Genomic DNA, 15510 nt, shown 5'->3' on the forward strand with positions numbered 1-15510 from the left:
ATGAATATTGATCACATCGTTAAGAATATCACCCCAGAAGTATTTGAACGTCTTCAGTATGGCGCATCAACAGGCAAATGGCCTGATGGCACGGTATTGACTGAAGAGCAAAAACAACAAACCGTTCAACTCGTGATGCTTTATCAAGCTAAAGTTTCGCAGACCAATGAGCAGTTTACCATTGGTGCCAATGGTGAAATGGTGCAAAAGAGCAAAGCTCAATTGCAAAAAGAATTCGCATCTGAAAATGAAATAGCTAGGTTTAGTGAAAATGATCTTTAAACACCTATTTACACCGAAATGGAAACACCCTAAGAGCCAAGTTCGTTTGGCTGCTGTTGAACGCCTTGACTCAGAACGTGATGTCAACATTTTGAATAGCATCGCGCTTGAAGACAGTTCAGCAGAAATCCGTAAAAAAGCATTGAATAAAGTAAATGATATTGTTTTATGGTGGCAAGTATATAAACAAGATCAGGCATTAAAAGAGATTGCCGAACAGCATATAAATCAAGCGGTGTTAAACACCGACAGTCAGCTTGATGAGAGCATAAAAAACGAATTCATTGAACGTTTTGCACCCGTTAAAACACTTGAAAAACTCGCGTTTGCAGAAAAAGAAATTCAAGTGCGTGTTAAGTTACTAAAACGCTTAGCTAACCCAAACCTAGTTGATAAAGCTTTCAAAGAAGGAAGCGAAGAGTTACAGCTCAAATTAGTTGAACTTGTAATTCAACACCAACTGTCTAAACCACTTTTGAAACATGCTAAAGGTGAAGCGCATACGCAACTTGCTGCCCATTTAGAAAATGAGCGTTTAGCCGCTGAAATGCCGGCTAAAGTTGAAGCTGATACCCGAATTGTACTTGCTAAACTTAATGCACTGCGTGAAAAAAGTGATTTCAACCTAGTATCTCAGCAACATGCTGATTTACTACAGCAATGGCAGGCCATCGAGTTAAAGTGGCTAACTGATGAACAAGTCAACTTATTAGATAAAAAATACTCAGCCATTATCGCAAAATTAGATACACATCTTGCGATGCTTAGCAAAGAGCATGAGGCGCAACAGCAAAAGCTTGCAGAGCAACAGCGTCAAGTGTTAGCACTGGCTACTTTAGAAGCGCTAGGCGAAGAAATTGAAAATGCATTACAGCTCGGTCTAGAGACCCCAGAACAAATACAGCAAGATTGGCTTGAAGCTAAAGTAAGTCAAGCAAAAGAGGCACTTGCTGAGACTGAGCTTGCTGACAATCAAAATGTACGTGATGTGAAACAGCATTTAGCGAATTTGTTTAAACAAGTGGAGCAGTTACCGCAGTTAGTTGCTGCGATTGCTGACTATAAAGCGGCATTCGATGCTTTATCTGCGGTTACGACAAGCGACGATGAAACACAGTTTGATACGCTAAATAAAGAGTTTGAGCAGAAAAGCAAATTCGCGCGAAAAAAACTCTCGCATATCCCGTCTCGCCTACAAGGGCGCTTTAAAGCTAACTTAACGGAATGTGTGAAAGCGTGGCAACATGCTATGTTGCCATTAACGAGTAAGTTTGACAAAAACCAACAAGCCGCGAAGCGCAAAGCTCGTGATGTTAAACGTTTGATTGATCAAGGTCGTTTTAATGTTGCCTTTGGTGTTTTTAAAGGATTTGAAGAGTTATATGAGACATTAACTGAGTCTTATAAGCAGCCATTAAATACATTAAAAGCAGATCTTGAGGCGCAGCTAGCAGAAGCGAAAGACTGGCAAAAATATGCATCGGCACCGAAGCGCGACGCTATTTTACAAGAGGTCAGTGAGCTTGTTGCAACGCCATGTACCGATCCTAAACAGCGTGCTGAGCAAGTTAAACAATTACGCCGTCGTTGGAATGAATTAGGTCGTTTAGATACTGATGCCGAAAAACAGCAGGGTGAACTTTTTGATCAACACATTGAAGTGTTGTTCACGCCTTGTCGTGAGTATTTTGCAGAGCAAGAGCAGTTGCGCGAGCACGCAAAAACACAGCGTTTAGATATTATTGCACAAATGCAGCAATTAGCTGAGCTTGATGCACAGACCGATGATTTTGACTGGAAACAGTTTGAAAGTAAGTATAACCGCATCAGTAAATCATGGCGTTCTGCGGGTAATGTAGACCCTAAAACGTATCGTGAATTACACAGCGAGTTCAAAACGGTTCAGTCGCAAGTGAATGCGAAGTTAGCTGCATTTCACAAAGCCAATGCGGAACAGAAAAGTGCCCTCGTTGAGCAGGCAACACTACTTTCTCAATCTGACGACCTTGCAACCGCATGTCAGCAATTAAAGGCATTGCAACAAACATGGCAAACAATTGGTTTTGCTGGCATGAAAGCAGAAAACACGTTATGGCAGCAATTTAGACGTGTCAACGATGAGACATTTGCAAAGCGTAGCGCAGAGTTTGAAATACAAAAGCAAGCTCAACAGCAGAATGATGAAGTCGCTGCAGTGGAATTAACCGAGCTTGAGTCTGCGTTAGGCAGTGTGGTTCACTTAGCACAACTTAAAGACTTAGCGGCTAAATTATCGGCATTAGACTACTCTAAATCACTTAGTGGTCGAGTTGCGCAATTAGAAAGTGCCATCGCGGCGAAAACAGAGGTGCTTGGTAAACAAGCTGAACAATCAAAGCTAGCTGCTTTGTTTAGTGCCCTAGAAGAGGGCAGTACTATACCGGCTCAATTTCAGGCTTCGTTAACAACAGCATTAACTGCGCAGCAGTTGTTGACACGTATTGAAATTTTAGCAGGGGTTGAATCAGCCGATAGCCAATTACGTATGACAGAGCAAGTTGCAATGCTTGATGATAAGCATCGTGGCGAACAGGCTGATGTTTACTACTATCTAAAACAACTTTTAGCGGTCAGTGAAGGTTCAGTTTCACCTGACACACTAGCTAGGCTTAAAGTTATATTCGCAATTTAACGATTAATAGCAATCGATTAAGGTATTTAGTTTTCTCTCAAGATAAGTGGGGTGTCATATCCTACTTATCTTGATTATTGAAAGATTAAATAAGTTAACATGGTTGATTTAAGCCGCTTTTAAAGCGGCTTTTTTGAGGAAAAAAATGAGAATTTTAATATTACTTACGTGTTTATTTTTAGGGGCGTGTAAGAGCACAGATCAAGGTGTCTCTGTTTATTCATTTACAAATTCAGAAATAGAAACTGCACTTGCAAATCAGTTACCAAAACTCAGTGAACAAATTAAGTTGATGGGTTTGCCAGTTGATTTTTCAGTAAATGACTTAAGTGTTAACGTTGGTCCAGATAAACGCGACGTAGTCGTTTTAGGCGCAGACTCAAGTGCAGTGATTAAAGCGTTTGCACTTAAATACCCAGTAAGATTAAAACTAAAAATCGAAGGCAGTCCTTTCTATGACAGTGAGAAAAAAGCGGTGTTTCTTCGTAATGTGAAATTAATAGACACCACGGTCGATACTGCTGGGTTTAAAGGTAATTTAAACTTACTAGATGAGCAAGCGATGCAAGTTATAAATAGCTTTTTAGCCGTTAATCCAGTTTATAAACTAAATATGAATGACCCTAAAGTGGCACTACTAAGTAAGTTACCTTTGGATATGAAAGTATCACAGGGTGAAATTCTCTTAGTACCTACTCTCTAGAAAGGGTATTAGCAAGCAGTGTAAAAAGCGGCAAAATGCCGCTTTTTTAATGTATTGAGTGCGTCAATTTAAAAATAGTTAAGTCGTTTTTCTAAAAACGTCAGTGTAATTTTGTAAACGTCAAACTTAGTCGCCAACTGACTATCACCAATCCGTAAAAATAGATAATCATTTTGAGTGATAAAACCTGTGCCACCTGCGACAAAAATGTCTGATTTACGACTGCATGGATGCAGGAGGTAGAGCAATGCAGGAGCAATTGCCGAAAACAACTAAATAGCGACATTTTTACCTTATTATTGACGCGGTTTTATTGCCTAAACATAGACCACTTAATTAAGCCAATTGGTATAACAGTCCTTTATTACTTTACTTGTTTGCTAATCAAAAGCTTGTCATAATGCTCGTGATATTTCGCGAGTGGAACCTATGTATGATTAAGGAATTTTTAAACGACCCAACATTATTACTCAATGCGGTAGGTGAAGGGATTTATGGCTTTGACTTATCGGGCAATGCGGTGTTTGTTAACCCTGCCGCAGAGCGCATGACGGGGTGGCATGCCGATGAGTTATTAGGTAAAAAAATTCACCAATATCATCATCATACTAGAAAAGATGGCTCGCCTTATCCTGCCGACGAATGTCAGATATATTGCACCATGTTTGATGGCAAGCACCGGCATGTAACCGATGAGGTGTTTTGGCGCAAAGATGGAAGCCATTTTGCAGTAGAATACACCTCAACACCTGTCTATAAGAATGGTGAGCTGATAGGGGCTGTCGCGATTTTTCGCGACGTTTCAAAACAACAGCAAACCGAACTCGCTTTGCGTGATGCATTGGCGCAAGTACAGCACTTATCTGAACAATTACAAGAAGAGAATGCTTATCTTATTTCTGAGTTAAATGAAGATTGGCAAGATTCGGGTCTTGTTGGAAAAAGTCACTCATTTCAAACGATGCTTGAACAAATTACCCTTGTCAGCCAAACAAACAGCACAGTGCTTATTTTGGGGGAGAATGGCACAGGTAAAGAACTTGTCGCACGTAACTTACATCGTTTGAGTACGAGAGCTGAGCAACCTTTTATCAAAGTAAATTGTGCTGCATTCTCAGCAAATTTGATCGAATCTGAATTATTTGGTCATGAAAAAGGGGCGTTTACAGGCGCGAATGAACGCAGGAAAGGTCGCTTTGAGTTAGCTGATAACGGAACGCTTTTTTTAGATGAAATAGCAGAGCTACCGCTTGAATTACAGAGTAAACTTTTGAGAGTATTACAAGAACATGAGTTTGAGCGCGTAGGGGGAACACACACTTTAACTGTGAATATTCGTGTTATTGCAGCCACAAATCGAAACTTATGGCAGATGGTAGAGCAGGGAAGTTTCCGTATGGATCTCTATTACCGATTAAATGTATTTCCTATTCGCGTACCAGCATTGCGTGAGCGAAAAGAAGATATCCCCTTGCTTGCTGCTAATATTATTAACCAGCTTAATAAGCGTCTTGGCAAACACTTTAAAGGTCTTACAAAAACAACCTTGGCACAGCTTGCTAACTACGAGTGGCCTGGCAACATTCGTGAATTACAAAACATACTTGAGCGTGAAGCAATTCTATCAAAACAAAATGTTCTGCAATTATCATCTGCGTTGAGTGATAAAGACCCTGCTTCTGGTGTGGTACTTTCACTTGATGCCGCGCAAAAACAGCATATTTGTACTGTACTCAAGCAGTGTCATGGCAAAATTTCTGGTGAGGATGGTGCTGCGACATTACTTGAGTTGCCAGAAAGTACTCTGCGATCAAAAATGAAAAAGCTAGGTATTAAATACTAAGGCGCGAAATATCACGCAAGCTCGCGGTATTTCACGAAATTAAGGCGTTCTATATATTTTATATCGTTATTTTTCAATGTGTTATGTGTGTTTTGTTGTTGGCCTGATTGTTGCTCTTACTTGTTAGAACCGAGACTAACAGTAAGTAGCAAAATGAAATTAGAAATCAAAGAGCAAGACCTAATCATCAAGCCCTATAATCAAGAGGGTCCCATTTATATTCGTGAGCAAAAAGGCCGTTTTCAACGTATTCGTCGATACCTTGGATGGGTTTTAATGCTTATATTTATAGCGATTCCATGGATACCTTATAAAGGTCACCAAGCAGTGCTATTAGACGTTGCGAGTCAAAAGTTTAGCTTGTTTGGCCTAACGCTATTACCCCAAGACTTTATGATTTTAGCTATGTTATTTATGACTGGTGCATTTGCCTTGTTTTTCGTTACGAATTGGTTAGGGCGAGTATGGTGTGGCTACACCTGTCCGCAAACAATCTGGATGTTAATGTTTACATGGGTTGAGCAAAAAATAGAAGGATCGAGAAACCAACGTATAAAAATGGATAAGGCACCTTGGTCGGCAACAAAAGTACAAAAAAAAGTGATTAAACATGCTGCGTGGTTACTTATTTCATTAATCACATCGATGTCTTTTATGGCGTACTTTATTCCTGCAAAGTCGTTATACATGAGTTTATTTACGCTTGAAATGTCAGGTATTGTAAGCTTCTGGGTGTTTTTATTTGCATTTTGTACGTATGGCAATGCGGGTTTTTTACGTGAAAAAATGTGTACTGTCGCCTGTCCTTACTCTCGTTTTCAATCAGTGATGTTTGATAAAGACACGTTAGTGGTAACTTATGACCAACAAAGGGGAGAAACACGTGGTGCACGTAAACGTAAAGCCGACCCTAAAGCACTTGGGCTAGGTGACTGTGTTGACTGTAATCTATGTGTTGAAGTTTGCCCTGCTGGCATCGATATTCGTAATGGCTTGCAATACGAGTGCATCAACTGTGGGTTATGTATTGATGCTTGTGATAGTACAATGGAAAAATTTAACTATCCAAAAGGGTTAATAAAATATGCTTCTGAAAAGCAAATGGATGGTGAAACGACAAATCCATTTAGGTTGAAGCTACTTGGTTATGGTGGTCTAACAGCTTTGTTTATTTTAGCTATGGTTGTATGGACAGCAATGCGTACGCCAATCGAAGCATCAGTGATAAGGGATAGAAACGCTTTATATCGGGTTAACTTTGAAGGGCTAGTTGAGAATCCTTACACGTTGTCGATTATCAATAAAACACAGCAGCCGTTAAATTATACGATTGGCATTTCAGGAATTGATGGGGCAGTGTTGCAAGTACCAGAGTCAATTTTAATTGAAGCCGGTAAAATGAAGCGAGTGCCAGTGACTGTTGTTGCAGATGGCTATGGGTTAAAATCAAAAGTGACATCAATTCGTTTTCATATACAAGCACTGGAAGATGCGAGTATTGGCATAACGAAAGAAAGTAAATTCTACAGAGATTAAACAGTGGCTACCTATACCATTGTGCTTAATTAAGTGGTCTATTTTGAGGCAATAAAACCGCGTTGATAACAAGGCAAAAATTTAGTTATTTAGGTGTTTGAAACCAGACATTTTTAACGCAGGTAGCGACTGGTTTAATCACTCAAAAAGATTAAGTATTTTTGCACATTGGTATTAAATGGCTTGTTTTTAACAAGCCATTTCTGCTAACTCTAGTTGTTTTAGAACATAGGCCTTTGCACTGTCTAAATCATCATATAAACAGTCTAGAATTTGAATCGGTGATTGTGCTTGCGCAATTACACGCTTCATTTGGTTTAGCACAATGGATGAGCTAAATATAAACGCGGTGGCTTTACAATTGGTATCTTTCAACTCTTTTAATAAGCTGACAAAACCGTGCTCAGCATCTGGGGTAGTTGCATATAAATTTGTTGAATGACTAATGTATGCCCACGGTTTTCCAGCTAAATCGCAAATATGTTTTTTTAATCCAGCCGCGAAGTCGTTGACCAAACGTGCATTAATATTACCAGAAAATTGCCCAATAATAATGGGGCCATCAGTGATTATAGCGACACTGCCATAGTGATTCTTAAAATTCAATTTGCTTCCCTATCTAATTAAAAGAGCGCGAATTTTATACAATCTGCAGTGCGTGTCTAGCGATTTTTTGAACAATAGCGAAAAAGCATAACTTTTTCGCTATTGTTTATTTTAATTAATAATTTACCTGTATTACGTCCATATGTGTATAATTTATATGCAACATAATTGATTTATAACTAACTAATTATTAACAACGTAATCAAGTGCTCCGGTAATAGAAGCGACTTGAGCATTGATGCAAATTGTATCGTTAGCGTGTGGGCTGTCAGGGTATACCTCTGTGGTAGTAACATATTTTGCATTGGTTAAACCCATGCATAAACCCAATTTTTTCGCCTCGTAATTTATGACGCCAAATTGAGTTTGTACAACGCCAATGAGCTGGTTGTTTTCATCGCTTGGAGCAATATGTGTTACCTTTTCAACGGCTTTAATGATTGCTGTTTGAAAGGCATCCTGCGGTCGTTCACTGTCTGCAACAAGGTAAAAACCATCAGGAATGTTCCAATTATCGTGGGTTTTTGCATCTCGGGCTGCCAGCGCTGGACGAAACTCACTGTTATCGGTATCGGTTGTTTCATGCAAATCAACATGCACTAACGGCGCGATATCATGCTCTGCTAAAAAAGACATAATAGCTGCTGATTCTTCTGCGGGGCTATTTTTATAAAATGAACGATTAGGATCTGTTGCGTTCGGATTCCAGCGGTTGATTGTTTCATAACCCCATGGGCTAATACACGGCGCAACCAAGATATTAAAATGTTCAAGGTAGTCAGCTGCTTTTGTTTTAGCAAAGGCTAGTGCACCATGAACGCCACTTGTCTCATAGCCATGAACACCTCCGGTTATCAGCACACACGGTTTATCTGCTTGCCAATGCTTACTTTTTAGAATGTAAAGAGGGTAGTTTTCGGTGTCATAACTTAGTGCACCATACTGCTCAATATCGAAGTGAGCTGATAAGGCGTCTAATTGTGAAACAACATCATCTTGGTAGCTTCGCTTGACAGATTGTAACTCAAGCCATGCTTTTTTATCTGCGTCGTTCCATGGCTTACCAGGGGTTCCGATAGGATAATTCATAAAATACCTTTTTGGATTTAGGTGCAAAAAAGCCAAGCTTAACGAAGCTCAGCATAGCCTGCAACTAGATAAGGTCAGTGGAAATATTTTCCTCTTCATACAGTTTTGCATGATGGTGCTTATGAATATCAAACAAGTATTGACGCATAGCGTCTTCACCTTCGCAAATTTTTTCTATTTTAGCTGCAACGCCATTACTTGTGACACGCACAGGTTTTGCACTAATGACGACATGCTCATTATTAGGCAGATTAAAAGCGAGTAAAATTTCTTTATCGAGCGTTTCCTCAGCATTTTTGGGTTGCAACAATACGCCCGTGCTAGACAGTGAAATAATCAGGTATTGTTCTGTTTGCAATTCTAGGTTGGGGGTACGCCAGCTGCGTTCAATTCCTTTTGTATCGATCACTTCGGGGGCACTTAACGTGGGGGTAACTTGCCCTTTGTCGTCAACAATAAACTCAAGTGGAAACCACAATTGATAAATACCTACTTCAGCAAGTAAGGTTAGCTTGGCGTTGTTTAACAGACCATTCAGCTTGTCGGGTAAATTAAAGTTAACAGATATTTTAGTGTCGGTTGTTAAATCTTTTACACCGTGTTCTGCCTCAAATAGGCTGTTGAAAAAAGAGAGCTCTTGTTCTGATAAATGTGACATTTATAACTCCTTTTAAGCGCCTTCAACGCATGGTAACTCAATATTATAATTTGTACAAATTTCGTACATATGCTAAGCACTTATTATGCCAAGTGCGTTGTGATTTATTTTGTTGCTCATTTCACTTACACTGGGGGAAATAGTTTACAAGGATTTTATTTTGTCGAGTTTGACGGGTGTTAATAAGAGTTTAGTGATATTTGCTGCATTAGTTATTGTTCTAGCAGGAATTAAAGCTGCAAGTGTGATTGTTATTCCATTTGTCTTGGCGGCATTTATTGCCATTATATGTAATCCCTTAATTCGTTTTTTTGCCCGATATGGCATCCCCAAAGCGATAGCAGTGATATTTGTAATGATGATAATTGTTGGTGTGGGGATCAGTCTTGCCGGGTTGGTTGGGCAATCGATGACAGATTTCTCGAAAAATCTCCCAGAATATAAAGCGCAATTAAAAGAAGAATTTGTGTGGGTAGTCAATGTTGCCGCGCGTTACAACATTTTGATAGACAAAGAACAAATAATATCACTGTTTGATCCAGGTAAAATAATCGATGTTGCCACTAACATGCTAACGGGGCTGGGTGGTGTAATGGCAAATCTATTTTTGATTATTCTAACCGTAGTATTCATGCTGTTTGAAGGCCCTATGTTGGGCAAAAAGATACATTTGGCATTAGATGACCCCGAAATGAAAATGAAGCAAATTGACCGTTTCTTAGACTCAATTAACTCCTATTTAGCCATAAAAACGATGGTGAGCCTAGGCACGGGTCTGCTGGCTGGTTTTATGCTTTGGGCGCTTAATGTTGATTATTTTGTGCTGTGGGGTGTTGTTGCTTTCATGTTTAACTACATTCCTAATATAGGGTCGATTATTGCCGCGATACCTGCAGTATTATTGGCGCTGATAACCCAGGGCCCGCTGGTGGCCAGTTTTATTGCCGGTGGTTATCTCGTTATTAACACTGTAATGGGAAATATTGTTGAACCAAAATTTATGGGTAAAGGCCTTGGTTTATCAACGCTGGTGGTTTTTTTATCGTTAATATTTTGGGGATGGCTCATGGGTACTGTAGGTATGTTGTTGTCGGTACCGCTTACGATGATCGTTAAAATTGCGCTAGAGACAAGTCAAGAAGGGCGCTGGCTTGCTACTTTGCTTGGTAATGGTGAAGAGTTAAAACTAGAAGATTAATAAAGGCGCTTAAGCGCCTTTTTTAATTTAATGGTCGTTGTAAAACTTTAATATGATTTTCTAAAATCTCAATCTCACAGTGTTTATAGGTAATTGCCGCTGTTGTTGCATTTGGCATTTTTTGTAAGTAGCGCCAACGACAGCTGTCTTCTAAATAACGTTCTTGGTTTTTTAAACTACGCTGAAAAATAGGTAAAAGTTGACTATTACCTGTCTCTTCTTTAATTTTTTCGATATCCATTGTAAGTTTGTTGACCCACATTTTATGGTCACGTTGTAAATCTTCAATGGTTTGATCTAAGCATTGAATATAATGCCTAGTTTCATCAGGATGATTGCCTTTAAGCACACAGTTTTGATCTGCGATTGCATGCGAGCTGAGGGCGAGTAAGCTTATTAGGGCTGATGAACTGATTAAAGAAGGTCTATTTTTTATCATGATAATTAAACTCTAAGATAAACTCTGCACCACCTAGTTTTTCAGCATCGCTGATTGTTAGTGTGCCATTGTAGGAGTTTACTAAATCGGAAACGATGGCCATACCCACCCCATGACCGCTCTCGTAAGTGTCTAGACGTGTGCCACGTGTTAATAACGATTCACGCTTATCGTGTGGGACACCCGGGCCGTCATCACAGATACTCACCGTTAACGTTTTATTTTGTATAACCTTTATATCGACCTGAGAACGGCAGGCTTTACATGCATTATCAATTAAATTCCCAAGTAGCTCCATTAAATCAGTTTTATCCCCTAAGAAGTAATCTTTTTCGCTCACCTCTGAAGTAAAAATAATATCTTTATCACGATACACTTTAGTCATTGCACTTAGGATAGAATCAATAACAGGTTTGATGTGGGTTTGCTTTTTCCACGTGTCAGATGCTCCCGTTGCAGCGCGTTTTAATTGATGTTCGATCATCACATTTATGCGGTCTAGCTGTTCTTGTGCATCTGCGTCATTGGCTAAAGGGCTCGACTTTAATACAGCTAGCGGTGTTTTTAGGGCATGCGCCAAGTCGCTGAGTGAAGCACGGTAACGTTCTTTTTGTCGCTGCTGTGATTCAAGCAAAAGGTTTAAATCGGCTTTGATTGTTTGTAGCTCAACAGGGTAAAGCCCTCTTATTTGTTGATTATCACCCGATTCAATCGCTTTAATTTCTTTATCTAACCGTTGTAAAGGTCGCGCACTCCAAACAAAGCCGATTGCCATCAATGCCGCAATGGCTACCCCCATTACATACATCCAATTGACGAGTGTTTGTTTAAAACCATCCATTAAACGCAATAGGGCGTCGTTGCGTTTGAGCAAAATGAAGCGAGCATGTTCTGATTGATCGATGTTTTCTAATATAACGGTGAGCGTTAATTGCCAGTACACAACATTATTGTACTCTACATGGCGAAAATCAGCGGAGCCTGCAGGCGCTTCAAAGTTATCGGGAATAAAATTAATATTTGTGGCTGACTCAGAATACCAGACGGGTAAATCACCTCGGTAAATCATTGCATAGGTATCTGAATTTAATCGGTTTAATTCTGGCGTTAAAATTGTGCTTGGCATCACAATACCACGCTCGGTGAAATCAACTTCAGAGATCAATGAGTAAAGGTGAGCTTCAAGGGTTTTTTCGGTCGCTTCGACTAAGGAGGCATAATAAGCTTTACCAATTGAGAAAAATAAAATGGGTAAAGCGACCAATAAAACAAAGACAAGGATAAATCCTTGCCTTACTTTAAGCGGAATTTGCGATGCTACCACTGACTTTTAAGCCTGTAACCACGGCCGCGTAATGTTTCAACAGGGTTCAATGTACCCTCAGGGTCAAGCTTTTTACGCAAACGTAAAACAAAAACTTCGATAACGTTTGAGTCAAGGTCAAAGTCTTGGTCGTATATATGCTCAGTTAACTCAGATTTTGAGATCACTTTTTGCGGATTAACCATCAAGTACTCTAACACTTTGTATTCGTATGCCGTTAAGCTTAATTCTCTGTCATTAACCCAGACTTGTTGTGAGCGGGTATGGATTTTTATCGGGCCCGCTGTCATTTCTGGGTTTGCTTTACCTGCACTGCGGCGGATAAGTGCATTACAACGGGCAATTAACTCTTCAACATGAAATGGTTTTGTTAAATAGTCATCTGCGCCAGCATCTAAGCCTTCTACTTTATCTTGCCAACGGTCACGTGCTGTTAAAATCAAAATAGGGATTGTAATACCCTGAGCACGTGCTTTGTTGATTAGCTCAATACCATCAATTTTTGGTAAGCCAAGATCGACCACAGCCATATCAAGCGGGTACTCTGTAATATGAAATAAACCAGCTTCACCGTCGTGACAAAGGTCTACACTATAACGCTCTTTTTCTAGAGCATTACGAAGGTTGTCTGCTAAATGTAAATCATCTTCAATTACTAAAATTCGCATTCTTAATCCTTTTTCACTTCGCCAGTTTTTTTGTTCACGTGGACATCAACCACATGGCCGTTCGTTTTTAAAATTCTCACGGTATATATTTTTTCTTGCTCTGTGATCTTGAGGGTTCGGCCATCTTCAGCTTTTTTAGCTATAACAACAGCTTGCTTTTTAGTCACCTCAGCAGGTTGCTTGTTATTTGCAGCAGCTTGATAGCTTGAAAGTGCAAATAGTAGGCTAAAACTGAAGGCTAACAATACGCGCATGATGGGGAACTCCTAAACCAGACCCTTTTAGTTTAATTAACCAATTAACTAAAACTCAAGTAAAAACGTTAAATTAAGTGATTCAACGAGCAAATTTTAGTTAATAAGCAGTGAACAAACACTGAATTGTTGCTTCAGTTAAGTTCAGGCCTAAAAGGGCTTAACTAAATACTTTTTTAAACGGCTTAACCACAGAATTATCATAAACGCCCGCAGCAATATAAGGATCGTTGGCTGCCCATTCGCGAGCCGCTTCTAATGATTCAAACTCTGCAACGACTAAAGAGCCAGTAAATCCAGCTTCGCCAGGATCTTCATTGTCAGTTGCTGGCAATGGGCCTGCAGTGAATAATCGGTTTTGATCGGCTAACTCTTGCAGGCGAGCTAAGTGAGCAGGACGTGCAGACTTACGTGTCTCTAAACTATTTTCAACATCTGTTGAATAAATCATATACAACATGGTGTGTTCCCAAAGTAATTTTTGAAAATAGTAGCATATTCTTGTCAATAGACGAGAAGTTATTCGCGTAATAATCTTTACAGCTGGGCATATAGCTTTAACTTATAAAGCTTGAAATACGCGGTGTAACACTGGTAGAGTCGCGGGATTGAAAAAATAATAATAAGGTTTTTAAATGAGCGAAAAACGCGAGCATTTTAGCTCCCGCCTCGGTTTTATTTTAGCGGCAGCGGGTTCTGCTGTAGGAATTGGTAACTTAGTGGGTTTTCCAGTTTCGGCAACTAAAAATGGCGGTGGCGCTTTCCTTTTAGTTTATGCACTGTTTGTCATTTTTATTTGTTTACCGGTAATGATGGCCGAAATGGCAATGGGTCGCAAGGCGCAAAAAGATCCCCTTGGTTCGTACAAGCTTTTAGCGGGTAATGATCCTAAATGGAACTTTGCAGGCTTTTTAGCAGTATTAACGCCATTTATGATTGCTGTTTTTTATATGGTAATCACAGTGTGGATTTTTGGTTATTTATCGCAAACTGCATTGGGTAATTTAGATGCACTCGCTCAGCCAGATAATTTTGGCACGTTTATAAACAGTTATACTGTGTTTGGTTACATGGCTGTTGTCGCCATTATTGTAAATTTAATTCTGGTGGGTGGTGTTAAAGAAGGTATTGAAAAAGCCGCGAAGTTTATGATGCCAGCGCTTTTTGTACTTTTAACGGCCTTAGTTGTTTATGTATTAACCCTTGATAATGCTATGGCGGGTGTTAAATATTACATCGTTCCAGATTTTAGTAAAATGGATGCTAGCGTATTAAATGGGGCATTGGCTCAAGCGTTTTTCTCTTTATCGTTAGGTATGGGTATCTTAATGACCTATGCGTCGTATATTTCTAAGAAAGATGACATTGTTGGCAGTGCAAAAATGGTTGCGGTCACGGATTCATTAGTGGCATTTATTGCTGGTCTTATGGTGTTACCTGCTATTTTTAGTTTTAACCCAAATACAGATCCAAGTACGTTATCAGACTCATCAGTATCAATGATTTTTGTGTACTTACCCAAAATTCTGTTAGCTCTTCAAGCTGACATTGGATACTTTGGTGCGTCGGTCGTTGCTTTTGTATTTTTCTTATTGGTGTTTTTTGCCGCAATTACGTCATTAGTTTCAATTGTTGAAGTACCAACAGCAACGCTAAGCGATCGTAAAGGTATTAGCCGTAAAAAAGCGTTAGCTATTTTAACGCTTTCAACAGGTGTTTTAACGGTTTTATGCACCATGTCGTTTGGTATGGTGGAGTCGTTAACGTCGTTTGTAAATTATGGTGGCGCAGATAAAAGCTTATTCGATATTGTTTATGACGTGTTCTACGATACTATTTTGCCGCTGAATGGTTTAATGGTGTGCTTGTTCGTTATGTATCGCTGGAAAAAAGCAAATTTATCTGAAGAGTTAAGCCAAGGTTGTGAAGGTTATATAGGCAGCTTTACAGAAAAGTATGTGAACTTCTCTTTATCAACATTTATTCCGGCTATTTTATTGCTTATATTTGTAAATACTGTCGCAACGAAGTTCTTTGCATTTAGTATTTTCGGATTTTAAAAACCCGTTCGTTATTGAGCCGCGCACCTTGCGCGGCTTTTTTATTTTCGGCCCTAAACCACCTACTTCAGTAGGTGGTTATCATCATTTAGGCTTTGCCTGAAAAAATACTCATGTTAATTCCTTACTTGATTTTTAGCGAAGTCATATAAGGAAAAAACATGAGTAGATACGAGAAA

Annotated in this window: 15 protein-coding genes; 7 read left to right on the forward strand and 8 right to left on the reverse strand. The window is 39.5% G+C overall.

The genetic code is table 11. From position 1 onward, the window contains the following. The 5 genes from JIG41_RS06720 (at position 1) to ccoG (ending at position 7035) form a co-directional block, all read left to right on the forward strand. Positions 1 to 282, forward strand: a complete 282-nt coding sequence (locus JIG41_RS06720; RefSeq protein ID WP_036969024.1) for a YeaC family protein — start codon at positions 1 to 3, stop codon at positions 280 to 282. Further along, positions 272 to 2953: a DUF349 domain-containing protein gene (locus JIG41_RS06725; RefSeq protein WP_065979800.1), complete on the forward strand. Its 2682-nt coding sequence runs from the start codon at positions 272 to 274 to the stop codon at positions 2951 to 2953. The genes JIG41_RS06720 and JIG41_RS06725 overlap by 11 nt, the downstream gene beginning before the upstream one ends. A gap of 145 nt (positions 2954 to 3098) precedes the next feature. After that, positions 3099 to 3656: a DUF1439 domain-containing protein gene (locus tag JIG41_RS06730; protein WP_036969019.1), complete on the forward strand. Its 558-nt coding sequence runs from the start codon at positions 3099 to 3101 to the stop codon at positions 3654 to 3656. Positions 3657 to 4089: 433 nt separating this feature from the next. Next, positions 4090 to 5499, forward strand: a complete 1410-nt coding sequence (locus tag JIG41_RS06735) for a sigma-54-dependent Fis family transcriptional regulator (RefSeq protein ID WP_036969017.1) — start codon at positions 4090 to 4092, stop codon at positions 5497 to 5499. Between the two features lie 153 nt (positions 5500 to 5652). Next, positions 5653 to 7035: a cytochrome c oxidase accessory protein CcoG gene (gene ccoG, locus JIG41_RS06740; RefSeq protein WP_036969016.1), complete on the forward strand. Its 1383-nt coding sequence runs from the start codon at positions 5653 to 5655 to the stop codon at positions 7033 to 7035. 189 nt (positions 7036 to 7224) lie between these two features. On the opposite strand, the gene JIG41_RS06745 is transcribed toward ccoG, so the two are convergent. The 3 genes from JIG41_RS06745 to JIG41_RS06755 form a co-directional block, all read right to left on the reverse strand. Then, positions 7225 to 7641 carry a hypothetical protein gene (locus tag JIG41_RS06745; RefSeq protein ID WP_036969014.1) on the reverse strand — a complete coding sequence of 139 codons (417 nt, stop codon included), beginning with the start codon at positions 7639 to 7641 and terminating at the stop codon, positions 7225 to 7227. Between the two features lie 183 nt (positions 7642 to 7824). Continuing rightward, positions 7825 to 8730, reverse strand: a complete 906-nt coding sequence (locus JIG41_RS06750) for a M14 family metallocarboxypeptidase (protein ID WP_065979803.1) — start codon at positions 8728 to 8730, stop codon at positions 7825 to 7827. A 64-nt stretch (positions 8731 to 8794) separates the two neighbouring features. Beyond that, on the reverse strand, positions 8795 to 9388 hold the full coding sequence (locus JIG41_RS06755; protein WP_065979804.1) for a hypothetical protein: 594 nt from the start codon (positions 9386 to 9388) through the stop codon (positions 8795 to 8797). 160 nt (positions 9389 to 9548) lie between these two features. Here JIG41_RS06755 and JIG41_RS06760 point away from each other — a divergent pair, with 160 nt between their 5' ends. Beyond that, a complete protein-coding gene (locus tag JIG41_RS06760; RefSeq protein ID WP_036969008.1) occupies positions 9549 to 10586 on the forward strand; it encodes an AI-2E family transporter in 1038 nt (345 codons plus the stop codon). 22 nt (positions 10587 to 10608) lie between these two features. Here the strand turns inward: JIG41_RS06760 and JIG41_RS06765 are convergent, their stop codons facing one another. From JIG41_RS06765 to JIG41_RS06785, 5 genes are all read right to left on the reverse strand, one after another. Then, on the reverse strand, positions 10609 to 11025 hold the full coding sequence (locus tag JIG41_RS06765) for a hypothetical protein (RefSeq protein ID WP_075593670.1): 417 nt from the start codon (positions 11023 to 11025) through the stop codon (positions 10609 to 10611). Beyond that, positions 11012 to 12349 carry an ATP-binding protein gene (locus JIG41_RS06770; RefSeq protein ID WP_199524467.1) on the reverse strand — a complete coding sequence of 446 codons (1338 nt, stop codon included), beginning with the start codon at positions 12347 to 12349 and terminating at the stop codon, positions 11012 to 11014. Before JIG41_RS06770 ends, JIG41_RS06765 begins: the two co-directional genes overlap by 14 nt. Beyond that, positions 12343 to 13017: a response regulator transcription factor gene (locus JIG41_RS06775; protein WP_036969002.1), complete on the reverse strand. Its 675-nt coding sequence runs from the start codon at positions 13015 to 13017 to the stop codon at positions 12343 to 12345. The genes JIG41_RS06770 and JIG41_RS06775 overlap by 7 nt, the downstream gene beginning before the upstream one ends. Before the next feature lie 2 nt (positions 13018 to 13019). After that, complete coding sequence (locus JIG41_RS06780; RefSeq protein ID WP_036969000.1) at positions 13020 to 13271, reverse strand: PepSY domain-containing protein; 252 nt, start codon at positions 13269 to 13271, stop codon at positions 13020 to 13022. 160 nt (positions 13272 to 13431) lie between these two features. Then, entirely contained in the window at positions 13432 to 13731 is a 300-nt protein-coding gene (locus JIG41_RS06785) for a YciI family protein (protein WP_199524468.1), read from the reverse strand. 175 nt (positions 13732 to 13906) lie between these two features. Here JIG41_RS06785 and JIG41_RS06790 point away from each other — a divergent pair, with 175 nt between their 5' ends. Beyond that, positions 13907 to 15331 carry a sodium-dependent transporter gene (locus tag JIG41_RS06790; RefSeq protein WP_036968996.1) on the forward strand — a complete coding sequence of 475 codons (1425 nt, stop codon included), beginning with the start codon at positions 13907 to 13909 and terminating at the stop codon, positions 15329 to 15331. Positions 15332 to 15510: the final 179 nt, after the last annotated feature.

Source organism: Pseudoalteromonas sp. bablab_jr011, assembly GCF_016464045.1.
GTDB classification, from domain to species: Bacteria; Pseudomonadota; Gammaproteobacteria; order Enterobacterales; family Alteromonadaceae; genus Pseudoalteromonas; species Pseudoalteromonas lipolytica.

Bases quoted from the DNA above. Each gene is read 5' to 3' on its own strand.
- JIG41_RS06720 (WP_036969024.1), top strand. From the start codon at position 1: ATGAATATTGATCACATCGTTAAGAATATCACCCCAGAAGTATTTGAA.
- JIG41_RS06725 (WP_065979800.1), top strand. From the start codon at position 272: ATGATCTTTAAACACCTATTTACACCGAAATGGAAACACCCTAAGAGC.
- JIG41_RS06730 (WP_036969019.1), top strand. From the start codon at position 3,099: ATGAGAATTTTAATATTACTTACGTGTTTATTTTTAGGGGCGTGTAAG.
- JIG41_RS06735 (WP_036969017.1), top strand. From the start codon at position 4,090: ATGATTAAGGAATTTTTAAACGACCCAACATTATTACTCAATGCGGTA.
- ccoG (WP_036969016.1), top strand. From the start codon at position 5,653: ATGAAATTAGAAATCAAAGAGCAAGACCTAATCATCAAGCCCTATAAT.
- JIG41_RS06750 (WP_065979803.1), bottom strand. From the start codon at position 8,730: ATGAATTATCCTATCGGAACCCCTGGTAAGCCATGGAACGACGCAGAT.
- JIG41_RS06755 (WP_065979804.1), bottom strand. From the start codon at position 9,388: ATGTCACATTTATCAGAACAAGAGCTCTCTTTTTTCAACAGCCTATTT.
- JIG41_RS06765 (WP_075593670.1), bottom strand. From the start codon at position 11,025: ATGATAAAAAATAGACCTTCTTTAATCAGTTCATCAGCCCTAATAAGC.
- JIG41_RS06775 (WP_036969002.1), bottom strand. From the start codon at position 13,017: ATGCGAATTTTAGTAATTGAAGATGATTTACATTTAGCAGACAACCTT.
- JIG41_RS06780 (WP_036969000.1), bottom strand. From the start codon at position 13,271: ATGCGCGTATTGTTAGCCTTCAGTTTTAGCCTACTATTTGCACTTTCA.
- JIG41_RS06785 (WP_199524468.1), bottom strand. From the start codon at position 13,731: ATGTTGTATATGATTTATTCAACAGATGTTGAAAATAGTTTAGAGACA.
- JIG41_RS06790 (WP_036968996.1), top strand. From the start codon at position 13,907: ATGAGCGAAAAACGCGAGCATTTTAGCTCCCGCCTCGGTTTTATTTTA.